Annotated in this window: 12 protein-coding genes; 5 read left to right on the top strand and 7 right to left on the bottom strand. The window is 60.3% G+C overall.

Translation table 11 applies throughout. From position 1 onward, the window contains the following. Positions 1 to 128: 128 nt before the first annotated feature. Positions 129 to 1,307 (bottom strand): benzoate/H(+) symporter BenE family transporter, encoded by a 1,179-nt coding sequence (locus ACTJGZ_RS06665; protein ID WP_441662162.1) that lies wholly within the window; start codon positions 1,305 to 1,307, stop codon positions 129 to 131. 187 nt (positions 1,308 to 1,494) lie between these two features. Between ACTJGZ_RS06665 and ACTJGZ_RS06660 the strand changes: the two genes are divergently transcribed. Then, on the top strand, positions 1,495 to 2,262 hold the full coding sequence (locus tag ACTJGZ_RS06660) for a class I SAM-dependent methyltransferase (RefSeq protein WP_441662161.1): 768 nt from the start codon (positions 1,495 to 1,497) through the stop codon (positions 2,260 to 2,262). A 252-nt stretch (positions 2,263 to 2,514) separates the two neighbouring features. Here ACTJGZ_RS06660 and lon read toward each other — a convergent pair whose 3' ends face one another. The 6 genes from lon to argG all read right to left on the bottom strand — a co-directional run bounded on the left by lon (position 2,515) and on the right by argG (position 11,798). Then, the gene (gene lon, locus ACTJGZ_RS06655; RefSeq protein ID WP_441662160.1) at positions 2,515 to 4,956 is read right to left on the bottom strand and encodes an endopeptidase La; all 2,442 of its coding nucleotides are present in this window, start codon (positions 4,954 to 4,956) and stop codon (positions 2,515 to 2,517) included. 178 nt (positions 4,957 to 5,134) lie between these two features. Further along, on the bottom strand, positions 5,135 to 6,418 hold the full coding sequence (gene clpX, locus ACTJGZ_RS06650) for an ATP-dependent Clp protease ATP-binding subunit ClpX (protein WP_441662159.1): 1,284 nt from the start codon (positions 6,416 to 6,418) through the stop codon (positions 5,135 to 5,137). Positions 6,419 to 6,579: 161 nt separating this feature from the next. Further along, entirely contained in the window at positions 6,580 to 7,227 is a 648-nt protein-coding gene (gene clpP, locus ACTJGZ_RS06645) for an ATP-dependent Clp endopeptidase proteolytic subunit ClpP (RefSeq protein ID WP_441662158.1), read from the bottom strand. Between the two features lies 1 nt (position 7,228). After that, the gene (tig, locus tag ACTJGZ_RS06640) at positions 7,229 to 8,542 is read right to left on the bottom strand and encodes a trigger factor (protein ID WP_441662157.1); all 1,314 of its coding nucleotides are present in this window, start codon (positions 8,540 to 8,542) and stop codon (positions 7,229 to 7,231) included. 594 nt (positions 8,543 to 9,136) lie between these two features. Next, on the bottom strand, positions 9,137 to 9,799 hold the full coding sequence (locus ACTJGZ_RS06635; protein WP_441662156.1) for a LuxR C-terminal-related transcriptional regulator: 663 nt from the start codon (positions 9,797 to 9,799) through the stop codon (positions 9,137 to 9,139). Positions 9,800 to 10,460: 661 nt separating this feature from the next. Continuing rightward, a complete protein-coding gene (argG, locus tag ACTJGZ_RS06630; protein WP_441662155.1) occupies positions 10,461 to 11,798 on the bottom strand; it encodes an argininosuccinate synthase in 1,338 nt (445 codons plus the stop codon). 413 nt (positions 11,799 to 12,211) lie between these two features. Between argG and ACTJGZ_RS06625 the strand changes: the two genes are divergently transcribed. The 4 genes from ACTJGZ_RS06625 (at position 12,212) to ACTJGZ_RS06610 (ending at position 16,850) form a co-directional block, all read left to right on the top strand. Further along, the gene (locus ACTJGZ_RS06625; protein ID WP_441662164.1) at positions 12,212 to 13,654 is read left to right on the top strand and encodes a DASS family sodium-coupled anion symporter; all 1,443 of its coding nucleotides are present in this window, start codon (positions 12,212 to 12,214) and stop codon (positions 13,652 to 13,654) included. 224 nt (positions 13,655 to 13,878) lie between these two features. Beyond that, on the top strand, positions 13,879 to 14,358 hold the full coding sequence (locus ACTJGZ_RS06620; RefSeq protein WP_441662154.1) for a YkgJ family cysteine cluster protein: 480 nt from the start codon (positions 13,879 to 13,881) through the stop codon (positions 14,356 to 14,358). A 140-nt stretch (positions 14,359 to 14,498) separates the two neighbouring features. Beyond that, a complete protein-coding gene (locus tag ACTJGZ_RS06615) occupies positions 14,499 to 15,275 on the top strand; it encodes a peptidoglycan DD-metalloendopeptidase family protein (RefSeq protein WP_441662153.1) in 777 nt (258 codons plus the stop codon). 738 nt (positions 15,276 to 16,013) lie between these two features. Continuing rightward, positions 16,014 to 16,850: a siderophore-interacting protein gene (locus tag ACTJGZ_RS06610; protein ID WP_441662152.1), complete on the top strand. Its 837-nt coding sequence runs from the start codon at positions 16,014 to 16,016 to the stop codon at positions 16,848 to 16,850. The last annotated feature ends 51 nt before the right edge of the window (positions 16,851 to 16,901 follow it).

The raw sequence follows: 16,901 nt of genomic DNA, 5'->3' as shown, positions 1-16,901 counted from the left end.
GGCGATACTGCGGCATAAGGCTGGTCAGGGAAACAGCACCCAGGCGGGCCGGATAGATATCGCGGCAACTCGCTCCCCACTGACCGGCCAGCCATCTCAGGCAGACTGGCAGACTGGCCCCAGCGTCATCAGGCCTGCACAGGTTTAGGTTTTCGCCAGCTCATCACCGCATGCGCGGCCAGGCCGATCACTATTCCCCAGAACGCAGAACCGAAGCCCCACAACGTCATCCCCGATGCCGTGGCCAGGAACGTCACAGTCGCAGCCTCCCGGTGGGGCGCATCCTCAATCACCAGCGTCATATTGGACACGATGGCGCCTATCAAGGCCAGGCCCGCAAGAATGGCCACCAGCTCCGCAGGAACAGCCTTGAACAGCAGCACGATCGTGCCTGCGAAAGTGCCGCCCACCAGATAGAACACCCCATTGGCAATACCGGCAATGTAGCGTTTGTCTTTCTCAGGGTGAGCATCCTTGCCGGTGCACAAGGCGGCCGTAATAGCCGACAGCACAATCGTGGCGCCGCCAAAAAAAGCCGTCGCCAAGGAAGCCAGCCCCGTCACCACAATCACTGGCCGAGCCGGCATCTGGTAGCCCGACAATTGCATCACGGCCATGCCCGGCAAGAACTGCCCTGTCAGGCTGACAATCGTCAATGGCAGCGCCAGGCTGAAAAACGATATCCAATCAAACTGCGGCGCAATGAATAGCGGCTGTGTCCATGACAGCGTCAAACTGGAAAAATCAGTCAGCTGCTGCGCGAGCGCCATCGCAAAACCCGTCAGGGCAACCGCGACGACGGTATAGCGCGGACAGAGCCGGCGGCAAATGAAATAGGCAGCCAGCATGGCAAACACCAAGGCGGGCATGGTGCCTGCGGCGGCAAACGCCTGAGCGCCAAACTGGAACAAAATCCCGGCCATCATGCCGGCGGCAATCCCGCGCGGTATCGCCCGCACCAGCTTGTCAAAATACCCGGTCAACCCCACCAGCAGCACCATGACGGCCGCAAGCATATAGGCCCCGACCACCTGGGCCATGGATATTTCAGGAAATAGCGTAATCAGCAGCGCGGTGCCCGGCGCCGACCAAGCGGTAATCACCGGAATCTTCAGCCAGGCGCTCAGCACCAGACCGCTGACGCCTGACCCAATCGAAATCGCCCATATCCACGACGCCAGCATATCCGGGGCAATCTGGCCGACATGCGCAGCCTGGATAAATATCAGCAATGGCCCGGCATAAGAAATCAAGACCGCCAGAAAACCCGCGACCCATGCTGAACCCGACCCTGTACGCGCACCCATGAAACCTCTCCGACAAGCAAAAACAAGCTGCCGATATTGCCAGACATGCTCTGCCCTGCCCCCGATAACCCTGCCTGCCGCATAGGCGTTGCGCCTAGCCAAGCCGCACAAAGCAGACAGCCAGGCGCAGTCCGCTGATATATTCCCTCTTCTTGGCGCTATTCTTCTTTAACGTACATCCGACTGCATGTCCGCACACAATAATCGCTATGGCCGTCTGGCCGCGCAGGTCTATCACCTGGACAAACCCATCGGCCACTCCTTCGGCGACGTCGCTTTCTATCTGGAACGCCTGCAACACTGCCCCGGCCCCATCCTCGAACCTGCTGCCGGCAATGGCCGGATCCTCATCCCCCTGTTACAGGCCGGGTTGGATATTCACGGTTTCGATGCCTCGGCAGACATGCTGGCCTTATGCCGCACCGAATGCGCGCAGCGCGGCCTGCCCGCGCCCGTCACGCAACAGACCTTTGAAGCATTCCAGTACGACCAGCCATTCGCCGCCATCATCATTCCCGCCGGATCGTTTCAACTCATCACTGATCACGCTGCCGCCACGGACGTTCTCCGGCGTTGCCATCACGCCCTGCAAACCCAGGGCCGCCTGATTCTGGATCTGGACCCGGCGCACGCCATTCACACCGGCGGCCACTCCGTGCGGGCCTGGCAACCCTCCCCCGCGCAGCAACTCACCCTGACCTGCGACCGCCTGCAGACCGACCACATCAATCAGATATCCGTGGACCTGCTGCGCTATGAAGCCTGGGAAAACGGCCTGCTGCAAAGCACCGAACTGGAGTCCTTCAGCCTGCGCTGGTGGGGCGTCCAGGAAATGCTCGCCGCTTTGCGGGCAGCAGGCTTCACCGGCAGCATCACAGTCTCGGGCAGCTATGCGCATGGCCGCTGGCCGACGGACGCGGACACCATCATCACCTTTGAAGCCGTCAAACCTTAAACCCGCCGCACGCCTTACGCCGTAGCCTGGGCGCCTGGCGGGCGGTGACAGAAGGTGTTCAACACGCCAAGCCTAATCGGCACGGCGCTAGCCTCTTGCCGCAAACCACAAGCCGCCCGCCTCACACGGCTCCCAGGCACTCGACACATTGTGCAGCCTTTGGCAGCAATAAAAAAACCCCTGGGCGCCATCAAGGCATCCAGGGGTTTTCCGGTCAGGCGCATGACGCGCCTGCCTTCATGCATCAGTCCATCAGTGCTTCAGCACCGCGCCCGGCTCACCCGGCTTGGAACCGGAAGCAACCACCGGTTCTTCCGGCTTGGCTTCTTCCTCAGGCAGAGGCGTAGGCAAGCGTTCCAGCGCATGTTCCAGCACCGCGTCGATCCAGCGTACCGGCACAATCTCCAGCTGGTTCTTCACGTTGTCCGGAATTTCGGTGAGATCCTTCACGTTTTCTTCGGGAATCAAAACCTTCTTAATTCCCCCGCGATGGGCGGCCAGCAGCTTTTCCTTCAAGCCGCCGATCGCCAGCACCTCACCGCGCAGCGTGATTTCACCTGTCATGGCGACATCGGCACGCACAGGAATGTGCGACAGCGCAGACACGATGGCCGTCGTGATGGCGATACCTGCGGACGGCCCATCCTTGGGCGTCGCGCCTTCAGGAACGTGCACGTGCATGTCGCGCTTTTCGAATACGGTGTCGGCAAAACCCAGACGGCGGGCACGCGAACGCACTACGCTGCGGGCGGCTTCGACCGATTCCTTCATCACGTCACCCAGCGAACCCGTGCGCTGAATCACACCCTTGCCCGGCATGTCGGCCACTTCAATGGTGAGCAAGTCGCCCCCCACTTCCGTCCATGCCAGCCCGGTGACCTGGCCGATCTGGTTTTCCTTCTCCGCCACGCCGAAACTGTAGCGCCGCACGCCCAGGTAATCCGCCAGATTTTCGCTGTTGACCACAACGATCTTGGCTTCGCCTTCAACCTTGTCTTCCACGCGCTTGATCAGTTGGCGGATCACCTTGCGGCAAATTTTGCCAACCTCACGCTCAAGCGAACGCACACCGGCTTCACGCGTGTAATAACGCACGATGTCGCGCAGCGCATCTTCCTCAACCTGTAGCTCGCCTTCGCGCACGCCGTTGTTCTTCATCAGCTTGGGCAGCAAATGCTCACGCGCGATGCGGATCTTTTCCTCTTCGGTGTAACCGGAAAGGCGGATCACTTCCATACGGTCCAGCAGCGCCGGCGGGATGTTCAAGGTGTTGCTGGTCGCAACAAACATGACGTCCGACAGGTCGAAGTCCACTTCGACATAGTGATCCTGGAAGGTGTGGTTCTGTTCCGGATCCAACACTTCCAGCAAGGCCGATGCGGGATCGCCACGGAAATCCATGCCCAGCTTGTCGATTTCGTCGAGCAGGAACAAAGGATTGCGCACGGCGACCTTGCCCATGTTCTGCAAAATCTTGCCAGGCATGGAGCCGATATAGGTACGGCGGTGACCGCGAATTTCGGCCTCGTCACGCACGCCGCCCAGCGCCATGCGCACGAACTTGCGGTTCGTCGCCTTGGCAATGGACTGCCCCAGCGAGGTCTTGCCGACCCCGGGAGGCCCCACCAGGCACAGAATCGGCGCCTTGACCTTGTCCACACGCTGCTGCACCGCGAGGTGCTCCAGAATGCGTTCCTTGACCTTTTCCAGGCCATAGTGGTCGCCGTCCAGCACCCGCTCGGCATTATCCAGCGAGTTGTTGACGCGGCTCTTCTTGCGCCACGGCAAACCGATCAGCGTATCAATATAGGTACGCACTACGGTCGCTTCCGCCGACATGGGCGACATCAGCTTGAGCTTTTTCAGCTCGGCATCTGCTTTTTTGCGCGCTTCCTTGGGCATTTGCGCGGCAGCGATCTTTTTCTCGAGTTCTTCGAGATCAGCGCCTTCCTCGCCTTCGCCCAGCTCCTTCTGAATGGCCTTGACCTGCTCATTCAGATAGTAGTCACGCTGGCTTTTTTCCATCTGCTTTTTGACGCGGCCACGGATACGCTTCTCCACCTGGAGAATGTCGATTTCCGTTTCCAGCTGGCTCAGCAGCGTTTCCAGGCGTTCGGTCGTCCCGAACACTTCCAGCATGCGCTGTTTTTCTTCCAGCTTGAGCGGCAAATGCGCAGCGATGGTGTCGGCCAGACGCCCGGCTTCGTCGATCCCGGACAGCGAGGTCAGGATTTCCGGCGGGATTTTCTTGTTGAGCTTGACGTATTGCTCGAACTGGCTGACCACAGCACGGCGCAGAGCTTCGGTTTCCGCATTGGATTGGGTATCCGATTCAATGGGCGTCACCGAGCAGGTGAAATGCGCTTCACCATCGGTAATTTGTGCAATGCGGGCGCGCTGCGTGCCTTCCACCAGCACCTTGACGGTGCCATCCGGCAGTTTCAGCATCTGCAGAATGCTCGCAACGCATCCAATTTCATAAACATCTTCCGGCGTAGGGTCATCCTTGCTGGCGGACTTCTGCGCCACCAGCATGATGCTCTTTCCGGCTTCCATTGCCGCTTCCAGTGCCTGGATCGAACGCGGCCGTCCCACGAACAATGGAATGACCATATGTGGGAAAACCACGACGTCGCGCAGAGGCAGCAGCGGCAATTCAACGGGTTCTGAAGGCAAGGCCCGGCTGACTGACATGATTAGGCTTCCTCGGAGAGAAACTGTAGTTCGGGAAGCGTATGGGATGGCAGCGCGATGCCGCCAGCTTCCTGTGATGAGTCAGAGATGGAGACGATATCGGAAAAAACAAGCCCAGTGGCCTGAAATTTCATGAAAACCCTTCAAAGTAAAGGGTTTTCATGCCTTATCGACACTCTCAGGCGGCGTTTCCGACCGAACGGCGCAGATTTCCTTCCTCGCGGAAGAAACGGGGCTCAGCCCCTTTTTCGATGACGTCCGCATCCACAAACACCTTGTGGATGCTGGCGTCACTGGGCAACTGGTACATGGTGTCCAGCAGCGCAGATTCAAGTATGGACCGCAAGCCGCGCGCGCCCGTCTTGCGCTTGAGCGCCTTGCGCGCCACCGCATGCACGGCTTCGGGCGACAACTCCAGTTCGACCTCTTCCATTTCGAAGAGTTTCTGGAATTGTTTGACAATCGCGTTGCGCGGCTCCGTCAGGATGCGAACCAGGGCCGTTTCGTCCAGTTCCTGCAATGTCGCCACCACAGGCAGACGGCCCACCAGCTCGGGGATCAGACCGAACTTGACCAGGTCTTCCGGCTCGACTTCGGTGAAAACTTCGCCCACCGAACGCTCGGACTTTTGCTTCACATCCGCCGAAAAACCAATACCCGATTTTTCCGTGCGATTGCGGATCACCTTTTCCAGACCATCGAAGGCGCCGCCCACGATGAACAGGATATTGGTGGTGTCCACCTGCACAAAATCCTGGTTGGGATGCTTGCGCCCGCCTTGCGGCGGCACCGAAGCCACTGTGCCTTCAATCAGTTTGAGCAAGGCCTGCTGGACACCTTCACCCGATACGTCACGCGTAATGGAGGGGTTATCCGCCTTGCGCGAAATTTTGTCGATTTCGTCGATATAAATGATGGCACGCTGTGCCTTTTCGACATCGTAATCGCAGCTTTGCAGCAGCTTCTGGATGATGTTTTCGACATCTTCGCCGACATAACCGGCTTCCGTCAGCGTCGTGGCATCCGCCATCACGAACGGCACGTTCAACTGCCGCGCCAAGGTCTGGGCCAGCAAGGTTTTGCCGGAGCCGGTCGGCCCGATCAGCAAAATATTGCTCTTCGCCAGTTCCACACCGCCATCCTCAAGATGGTCGCGATGCCGGATACGCTTGTAATGGTTATAGACCGCCACGGCCAGCATGCGCTTCGGAGCATCCTGACCAATGACATATTGGTCCATGAAAGTCTTGATTTCCGCTGGCGTCGGCAACTCATCGCGCTGATTCTGGCGGGCTTCCTGCTGCAACTCTTCGCGGATGATATCGCGCGACAGGTCTATGCACTCGTTGCAGATATAAACCGAACCCTCACCCTTGATCAGCTTTTTGACTTCATGCTGGCTCTTGTTGCAGAACGAGCAGCGCGGCGCGCGCGCATCAAGCAGGTCTTTTTTATCAGTCATGGACTCTGTATCGGTAGTGAAGAACAGCGGGCCGCTGGCCCGATATTCTCCGACACCACTGGGAGGAGCCTAAGGCTCCCTATTAAACATGCCTCACCTGGCCTGGTCAGCTTGGCCAGGCCTCGTCCGGTCAGGCTGAGGCCTTTTCCGGACGGCGAGGATTATTCCCGCGTACTCAATACCTGATCGACCAAGCCATAAGCTGCGGCATCATCCGCAGACATGAAGTTGTCGCGTTCGGTATCGACCTCAATGCGTTCCACAGGTTGCCCCGTGTTGTCCGCCAGAATGCGGTTCAGGCGGGCACGCAAATCAAGGATTTCACGCGCCTGGATCTGGATATCGGTAGCCTGACCCTGCGCACCGCCAGAAGGCTGGTGAATCATGATGCGCGAATTGGGCAGCGAGAAGCGCTTGCCGCGCTTGCCCGCTGCCAACAGAAACGCGCCCATGCTGGCCGCAAGACCCGTGCACAGCGTGGACACATCGGGCTTGACGAACTGCATGGTGTCAAAGATGGCCATGCCGGCATACACCGACCCGCCAGGCGAGTTGATGTAGAGGGAGATGTCCTTGTCAGGATTTTCCGATTCCAGGAACAGCAGTTGGGCGACGATCAGGTTGGCGCTGTTGTCGTTCACGGGACCGACAAGAAACACCAGACGCTCCTTTAGCAGGCGCGAGTAGATGTCGTACGAACGCTCGCCGCGCCCGGACTGTTCGACGACCATGGGGATGTACCCCAGCCCAGTAGGCGTGACGGACGAGCCGCCGTGCATGGACGCATAGAAATCGGTAAATCGCTGCATATCAGGCCGTTCCCATCAATTGCTCGAAAGATACGTTCTCGTCAGTGACCTTGGCTTGCGACAGGATGTGTTCGACCACATTGTCCTCGACCACCACGGCTTCGATTTCACCACGACGCTGCTTGTCGGCCAAGTAGTAAGCCACGACTTGTGCCGGCTGCTCGTAGTTCTGAGCGAACTCTTCGATACGGGCGCGCACTTGTTCCGGCTTGGCTTGCAGGGCAGCCTGCTTCACCAGTTCCGACACCAGCAGGCCCAGGCGCACACGGCGCGAGGATTCGTCAGCAAACGCTTCCACCGGAATATTGAGCGACTCGGCATTGGGCACGCCGCGTTGCTTCAGGTCTTCACGGGCAGCTTGCACACGGCCTTGGGCGTCCTGGTTAACCAGAGCCTTGGGCACGTCGAACTCGGACGCGGCAACCAGCGCATCCATCACGCTGGACTTGGTGCGGCCCTGGGCGCGCAGCTTGACTTCGCGTTCCAGGTTGACACGGATGTCTTCGCGCAGCTTGGCGACGTCGCCTTCAGCCTGGCCCAGCGACGTGGCGAATTCGGCATTCAGTTCCGGCAGCACTGCTTCGGCGACTTCCTTCACCGTGATGGTGAATTCAGCCGTTTTGCCAGCCACTTCCTTGCCCGGGTAGTCTTCCGGGAAAGCCAGCGGGAAGGTCTTGCTTTCGCCAGCCTTCAGGCCGCGCACGGCCGTTTCGAACTCGGGCAGCATGCGGCCCTGGCCCAGCACGAAGGGGAAATCAGTTGCCTGGCCGCCTTCGAACAGTTCGCCGTCGATGCTGCCGCTGAAATCCAGCGTCACGCGATCGTCGTCGGCTGCCGCGCGGTCGGCGCGAGCTTCGTAGGTGGCGCGCTGTTTGCGCAGCACATCAATGGTGCGGTCAACTTCGGCGTCGCCGACTTCGGCCAGCGTGCGGGTGATTTCCAGCGCGCCCAGCTCGGGGATCTTGACTTCGGGGTACACCTCGAAGGTTGCGCTGAATGCCAGCACGCCTTCCTGGCCTTCGCCTTCGGCCTTGGGCTCCAGGGTGGGCTGACCGGCCACGCGCAATTCAGCGGTGCGGACGGCTTGCTCAAACGCACGGCCAACTTCGGCGTTGATGGCATCGTAACGGATGCTGGGGCCGTGGCTGCGCTCAAGCAGATTCAGGGGCACTTTGCCCGGACGGAAGCCCGGCAGTTTCGCCGTGCGAGCAAGACGCTTGATTTGCGCCTGCACTTCCTTTTCGATATCGGCCACAGTAACGGCCAGATCAATACGGCGCTCGAGGCCGGAGAGGGTTTCAACCACAGGCTGCATGAAAAACCTATTTTTCTGAAGTATGGAGTGAAAGCGGAAAGCTTAGCAGAGCATTTTACCGGAAACTAGAAAGAGCATCGTTTCTACCGTCAATGAAGCGATTTCCTGCTGATTTTCCTCAGGTCTGAGGCTATTTTCCGCCAGTCAAACACCGAGCGCGCCCTTTTCCCAGCATTGTCATACGGCCAGCGCCCCCCAAAAAAAACGGCACCCCTGAGGGTGCCGGGCCGCTTGCGTCATAGGCACCGCTTGCGACCGGAATTCATTATGCCCGCAGTCCTGGCCAGCGCCTCAGGCCGTTCGATAAATTGGAAAAACCAGGCTGCCGCATGACACTCTGCTGCTGGAATCGTCCTGTGCTGTGCCCCTCCTGTGCCCCTATCTGGCTTCATCCCCCCTCATCTGACGCCTTACACTGCCCTGTATGGTCATGTATGGCCCTGCGCCTCAGCCAGGAGGGCGTCTATCCGGCCTCTATCTTCCGACGCCCTCCAGCTCCCTCTGCGACACACCCTGCGGCCAAGCGTAGCCCTGAACAGCCCTAGCAATCCTGAACTGCCCTAGCGGCCCCGGCCTGCCGGGCACGCTGGCGTTTCAGGAATGCACGCTTCCCAGTGTTTCGCTCGCTGGCGCATCCAGCCGCAGCGCCTGTTTCCCCTCTTCCTCAGGCGCAATGGAGATTTGCAGCACCGAACGCACGCCCAGTTTCCTGAACAGGTTCTGCTTATGCGCGCTGACAGTTTTTTCGCTCAGGCAGAGGCGTGTCGAGACTTCCTTGTTGCGCATGCCTTGCCGCAACAGCCGCAGCACCGCCAGCTCCCTGACCGATAAGCGCGACAAATCGTGATAGCGCGGCCGCTCCACGGCGGCCGGGTCCAGGACAGGGAAGCACTGCATGCCGGCCAGCACCATGCGCACCGCCGCCGCGACCGTGACCTCTTCACCATCCTTGGCAATGAAACCGCTGATCCCCAGGCGTACAGCCAGCGGTGAATAAATGTCGATATCCCGGCCGCAAAAGAACAGGACGGGCACGCCGGGAAAACGGCGGCGTATTCGATAAACCAGACGGTCGCCACTTTCGCTTGCCTGGGCGGGGTCAATAATGATCAGGGACACCGGCTGGCTCAGCTCGGCAGGCACTGCCTGCAGACTGACCGACTCGATGATTTCATGGGGGAAACCGTTGTTGATCAAAAGATTGCGTACGCCAAGACGCACGACGGGCAATTTTTCTATAATGAGAATCGTGTGCATCACATCTGCGGGAGAAGGCCGTTGATGGCTGAAATCTACCCGGCATCCTGTCGCCAGATAAGGCCGATCCGGTGATTTCAGAAAAAAACACGAAACGCTTGGCAAGAGGGAAGGAAAATACATGGCAGCCCAAGGAAAATTCTGTAGATAAAGTGCAAGTACCTGAGAACTTCAGGGAATTTCCATTCATCATTGCCACTCAGGAATAAAACGATAAAAACAGCATTGCTGATCTGGCAATGCCCTCATCATAGAAAATAACTGGATAAAAACACAGCATACTGAGTGCTGAAATCAGCACTCTTTTGCCCCTGCCCGCCCGGCCTTCGGGCGGGCCGCCTGAAGCAGACGGATCGCTCAGCGCATCCTCAAGCACATCCTCAGCACATCCTCAGCACATCCTCAGCACATCCTCAGTACATCCTCAGTACATCCTCAGTACATCCTCAGCATAACGCTCACTAGACCGCTACGCGCATCCTTTAGCGCGGCGTGCCAGGCGCAGGCCATTCAGCGCAAACGCGGCGCAAGGACGGCCTGATGCAGGCGGCCAGGCACAGTACTCAGCCAGCATGAAAAAAGCCTGCCTCCTTACGGAGGCAGGCTTGCAGCGAATTGCCACATGACTCAGCCGGGCAGCTTGGCCGCCCGGCCGCCGCGCTTATTCCTCGCGGCCGTCCTTCAGTTGCGGCACGCCCGCACCGGCAGGCAGCAGCAAACCGGATTGCGTGTAAATCATCAGTTTGTCGCGGGTATCCACGATATCCAGATTGCGCATCGTGAGCTGGCCGATACGGTCAGCCGGCGAGAACGGTGCATCGTCCACCTTTTCCATGCTCAGGCGCTCAGGCTGATACGTCAGGTTGGGCGACACAGTGTTCAAGATGGAGTAGTCATTGCCGCGGCGCAGTTCCAGGGTCACTTCCCCCGTCACGGCACGCGCCACCCAGCGCTGGCTGGCTTCGCGCAACATGATGGCTTGCGGATCGAACCAGCGGCCCTGATACAGCAGACGGCCCAGGCGGCGGCCATTTTCGCGGTACTGCTCGATGGTGTCTTCGTTATGGATGCCGTTGACCAGACGCTCGTAAGCGATGAACAGCAGCGCCAGGCCCGGAGCCTCGTAGATGCCGCGGCTCTTGGCTTCGATGATGCGGTTTTCGATCTGGTCGCTCATGCCCAGGCCATGGCGGCCGCCAATGCGGTTGGCCTCAAGGATCAGTTCCACGAGGTCGCCAAAAGTTTCGCCATTCAGCGCGACCGGCACGCCCTCTTCAAAGCGGACCGTCACTTCTTCGCGCTTGACCACAACCTCATCGCGCCAGAACGCCACGCCCATGATGGGCTGAACGATATGGATACCCGTGTCCAGGTGTTCCAGATCCTTGGCTTCGTGCGTAGCGCCCAGCATATTCGAATCGGTCGAATAGGCTTTTTCGGCGCTCATCTTGTACGCGAAACCGGCCTGGTTCATGTACTCGGACATTTCGGCGCGGCCGCCCAGCTCGTCGATGAAGTCCTGATCCAGCCAGGGCTTGTAGATTTTCAGCGCCGGGTTGGTCAGCAAGCCATAGCGGTAGAAACGCTCGATGTCGTTACCCTTGAAGGTGCTGCCATCACCCCAGATATTGACGCCATCTTCCTTCATGGCGGCAACCAGCATCGTGCCGGTCACAGCGCGACCGATGGGCGTGGTATTGAAATAGGTCGCACCGGCGGAGGAAATGTGGAAAGCGCCCGATTGCAAGGCGGCCACGCCTTCGGCGGCCAGCTGCGCGCGGCAGTCGATCAGACGGGCAGCCTCGGCGCCATACTGCATGGCGCGGCGGGGAATATCCTCGTAATCGGTTTCATCGGGCTGACCCAGGTTGGCCGTGTAGGCGTAGGGAACGGCGCCCTTGGCGCGCATCCAGTGCAGTGCCGCGCTGGTGTCCAGTCCGCCGGAAAAAGCGATGCCGACCTTCTGGCCGGCGGGAATATGCTGAAGGATGGTTGCCATGGTGCAGGAAAGCAGTCAGAAGTAAGAAAAAACAGCGGGACAAAACAGTGGTTGCAGCCAATCAAACGCCGCGCAGCAGACTTTGCAGCGCGCCGGCCGCTGCCAGCCACCGAAATGCACAAGAGGGACATTGTAGAGCGATTCCCCCGGCTTGCCCAAGAACCGCCACTGCTGCGGCGCTGCCGCCGCCCCGCCCTGCAAACCGAAGAACTTCGAGCTGCCATGATCCAGGCCAAAGTTCTGTCACAGGAAGCCTGCCACGGTGTCATGCCCGCGACGTACACTGGCGGCGGACTCATTCCTATTCCCCTAGCCGTAACAGGAGCCGTCGCATGAGCGTCTCATCTGCCTCCCCCCAGGTTTCCCCTGCGCCCCCCACCCCGGCCGCCCCCACCGGCCAGGCGCCCAAACCCATGCCAATCGCGTTCCTCTGCGGCATCGCCGCGATGATCGCTGTTCTGCTCCTGCCCACGCCGGCAGAACTGCCCGTTGCCGGGCACCGCATGCTGGCCATCCTGGTTTTTGCCGTGGTGGTCTGGATTACGGAAGCGGTTTCCTACGAAGCCAGCGCCATCATGATTACCGCGCTGATGGCCGTCTTGCTGGGCACGGCACCCAAAATCAATGACCCCGACACCCTGATCGGCACGTCTTCGGCCATCAATATGGCGCTGCAGGGCTTTTCCAATAGCGCGCTGGCGCTGGTAGCCGGCGCCCTCTTCATTGCCGCCGCCATGACGCATACCGGGCTGGACCGCCGCATCGCTCTGGTCACGCTATCACGCATAGGCACCAGCACGCGGCGGATCCTGATCGGCGCCATCGCCGTCACCATCATCCTCAGTCTCGTCGTGCCCAGCGCGACCGCCCGCAGCGCCTGCGTCGTCCCCATCATGATGGGGGTGATCTCCGCCTTCGGCGTGGACAAACGCTCCAATATCGCCGCAGGCATCATGATTGTGGTGGCGCAGGCCACCAGTATCTGGAACGTCGGCATCCAGACGGCTGCCGCGCAGAACCTGCTCACGGCGGGCTTTATGCAGCAAATCCTGGGTGAGCGCGTCAGCTGGGCCGACTGGCTGATTGCCGGCGCGCCCTGGTCGCTCATCATGTCGCTGATCCTGTTGGTCACGGTGCTCAAGCTGCTGCCCCCGGAAACCGATCAGGTGCCCGGCGGCGAACAGGCCGTGAAAGACTCCCTGCAGGCGCTGGGCCCGATCACCAGCGCCCAGAAACGCCTGATGGGGGTGTCGATTCTGTTGCTGCTGGCCTGGGCATCGGAAAACAAACTGCATCATCTGGACACCACGACCACCACTTACGCCGGCCTGGTTCTGCTGATGCTGCCCCGCGTAGGCATCATGACCTGGAAAGATGTGCAGTCGCGCATTCCCTGGGGCACGGTCATCGTCTTCGGCGTTGGCATCAGCCTGGGCACCGCCCTGCTGAGCACGCAAGCGGGCCAATGGCTGGGCGCGCAAGTCGTCAACCATACCGGGCTGGATCAAATCGGCCCGCTGGCGATTTTCGCTATTCTGGCGGCCTTCCTCATCGTCATCCACCTAGGCTTTGCCAGCGCCACCGCACTGACATCCGCCATGCTGCCCATCCTCATTACCGTGCTGCAAACACTGCCTGGTGAATTCAACCGGCTGGGCATGTCCATGCTGCTGGGCTTTGTCGTGAGCTATGGCTTCATCCTGCCCATCAATGCGCCGCAGAATATGGTTTGCCTGGGCACGGATACCTTTAACGCACGCCAGTTTGCCAAGGTCGGCATCATTATTACCTTGGTCGGCTACCTGCTCATGCTGGCATTCGGCATGACCTACTGGCGCTGGCTGGGTCTGATGTAATCCCTTCCCCCTGCTAGCCGCTTCCCTTGCCGGCACCGTCAGACAGTATTCCTGCTGCTCTCCGGTGCCGGTTTTGCATCCGCGGCCGGGCCGTGTGCTGTCATGGCGCAACACTCCTGGCCCATGACAAAAAAAGCTGTTTTCCGGTGTAGCCCGGCGCAATAAAATCGGCTCCCAACTATCGCTGGCGCGCTGACCCCGGCCAGCCATCTGTCTCCCCGACCATGAGCAACAGCCTCACCTACACGCCACTGCCGCTGGCTGATCTCGCCTCTTCCGAGCTGCGCGACGACAACCCGGACAGTAATCCCTGCCTGCATTGCGGCGCCTGTTGCTCCCATTACCGCGTGTCTTTCTATTTCGGAGAACTCGACGGCCTTAACGGCGGCTGGGTTCCCGCGGAATTGACCACGCCGGTTACCCCACACCGTGTTTGCATGAAAGGCACCGAACAGGCGCCAGTGCGCTGCGTGGCCCTACAGGGCACGGTGGGCGAACCAGGTATCGCATGCGCCATCTACACGCAACGGCCCAGCCCCTGCCGGGAATTCAGTCTTTGGGAAGCCGACGGCAGCCCCAACCCGGACTGCCAACGCCTGCGCCTGACGCTGGGCCTGCCGCCGCTGCGGGGCCGCCCCGACGCCGATAATGACCCTGATGGCCCCGGCCATCCCAACCATCCGCCGCAACCTGCCGCCGCCTGAAGCGCCTGAAGCGCCTGAAGTGCCTGAAGTGCCTGAAACGTAACACCTGGAAAACGCCCCGGCCCGCCATGCATTGCATGAGTGCGCCGGGCCTTGTTACTCTTGTACGGGTTCTCAACCGTGCCGTCGCTGGCCGCGCCATGACATCCTGGTCTTTCCCCACCTTTCTGTCCCGTCTGCGTTGCCTTCGCCCCCAGGTGACGGCTGCCCTGCTCTCGGCCGCCCTGCTCGCCGCCTGCGGCACCACAGGCTCCAACGGCGCCAGCGGCCCCGTTCCTGCCGGACATTACCGCGTGCAGCCTGGCGATACGCTCAACCAGATTGCGCGCTCCAATAAACAAAGCGTGTCCAGTCTGGTGCGCTGGAACAACCTGTCCAACCCCAACCAGATCCATGTGGGACAGGTCTTGCGGGTGACCGCGCCGGCTGGCGGCAGCACGCCCAGCAGCAGCAAAACAGCGTCAAGCGGCCGCAACAGCACCGCCACAGCCCCTGCCACCAGCAACACCAGCCGCCCCAGCGGCAGCTCTGCCTCGACCGCGCCCACCAAGAAAATTGCGCTGGTCTGGCCTGCGCCGGGCAACATCATCCGGCAATTCGGCCAGGCGCGTTCCAACGGCATCACCATTGGCAACACCGCCGGCACACCGGTGGTCGCCGCTGCCGCTGGCACAGTGGCCTACGCCAACAACACGCTGCGCGGCTACGGCAACATGCTGATCATCCGCCATGCCAATGGTTTTCTCAGCGTCTATGCCCATAACCGCAAACTGCTGGTTCAAGAAGGCGCCACCGTACGCCAAGGGCAGACCATTGCGGAGATGGGCCAGACCGAAACCAGTCAGCCCTCACTGTATTTTGAAGTGCGCCAGGACGGCCGCGTCGTTGACCCCCGCTCGCTCCTGCCCAAACGCTGAGCCGGCTTCTTGCTACCTCTTGCTGCCCCCCCCCCGCCGCCCCCGTCCCGCCAAAGACTGACACGCAGCGAAACAGTTGCTTAACCCCGCCGGCCGGGGGTTAAGCGAGACGAGAATACGAATAACTGTTAGTGTTACGCATGCTTGCGGGAACAGCATTCCAGGCTTGCATTGGCTACTTGCTGGCGCGCTGTCGGGCATGCAACTGCAGACTTGAAACTGCAAGCTTGATATTTCAGGCTTAGTGATCTCAAGCTTGGGCTTTCAGATTTAGTGAGCTCAGACTCAGGCAGGCAAGCTCAGTGCAGACACTCAGTGTTGGCAAATCCAATATTGGCAAATCCAGCAGGGGTAAATTCAGAGCGGCCTGACTCAGTCAGGCCCAGCACTGCCGGCTTCTGTATTCTGCCTGATGCGCCAGGACAGCCCGGTTTTTGCGCGGCTCAAGCCGCATGGCGGTCTGCTCGTTGGTCTGCGCGTGGTCCGCTTATTGGTCTGCTTATGTGTATGCTCGCAAGACCCAGCTGAATCATGCTGCAGGTGCCGACCACTGCGCCCTCCGCCCAGGCAGACGGCAGGTCCTCTGCCAGCGCCGCAAAGCCCCCGGCTCAGCCAGTTCCAGCCCCGGCCTTCGAGTCAGCACGCACAGCCATGCAGTCCCGCATTACCGTATTCTGCAATTTGCATTTTTCGCCATCTTCTACGTTTTGTTCCGCTATTACCATACAAGGCAATCCCGTGACGAATTCCACTTCTGCATCCCCGAATAGCGACGACCGCAAACCCCAACGCCAGCGCCACCCGCTGCGTTTCCGGCTCGTCAACGTCGTCAGCCGTGAACTGCTCAGCCCCAGCCTGCTGCGCCTGACCTTGACCGGCGATGAACTCCAAGGTTTTTTCAGCCCCGGTTTCGACGACCACGCCAAACTGATTTTCCCCGACCCTGATACCGGCGAAATTCCGCGCCCGACGGTCACGGAAGAAGGCATTGCCTGGCCGGACGGCAAACGTCCGCTGGCGCGTGACTACACCCCCCGCTACTTTGATGCTGAACAGCGTCTGCTGACCATAGACTTCGCCCTGCACGACGAAGGCGTGGCCACCGATTGGGCGCGCAAGGCCGAACCGGGCGACGAGCTGGGCATCGCCGGGCCGCGCGGTTCCTTCATCGTGCCCGCGAACTTCGATTGGCACTTGCTGGTCGGTGATGAAACCGCCATCCCCGCCATTTCCCGCCGCCTGGAAGAACTGCCTGCGGACGCCCGGGCCATTGCCGTCATTGAAATCGACTCGGAAGAACACGAGCTGCCCATTACGGCTGGCGCCAAGGTCGATGTGCATTGGGCCTTGCGCCGCGGCGCAGCCGCTGGCCAAAGCGATGCCATGCTGAAAAAACTGCAAACGCTGGACTTCCCCGCAGGGGATTACTACGCCTGGGTGGCATGCGAAAGCGCGACGGCCAAAACCCTGCGCCAATACCTGCTGAGCGAGCGCGCGGCGCAAGCCAAGTGGATCCGCGCCTCCGGCTACTGGAAGCCCGGCAAGGCCGCCACGCACGACACGCACGAAGACTGACCCTGTCCGCTTTATTTGTGCCTGCTTTATTTGTGCTTGTTTTACCTGCCC

The sequence above is a fragment of the Kerstersia sp. genome (assembly GCF_052103615.1).
Lineage (GTDB): Bacteria > Pseudomonadota > Gammaproteobacteria > Burkholderiales > Burkholderiaceae_B > Kerstersia.
The sequence above is the reverse complement of the archived record's forward strand: the minus strand, read 5'-3'. Positions and strand labels throughout refer to the sequence as shown.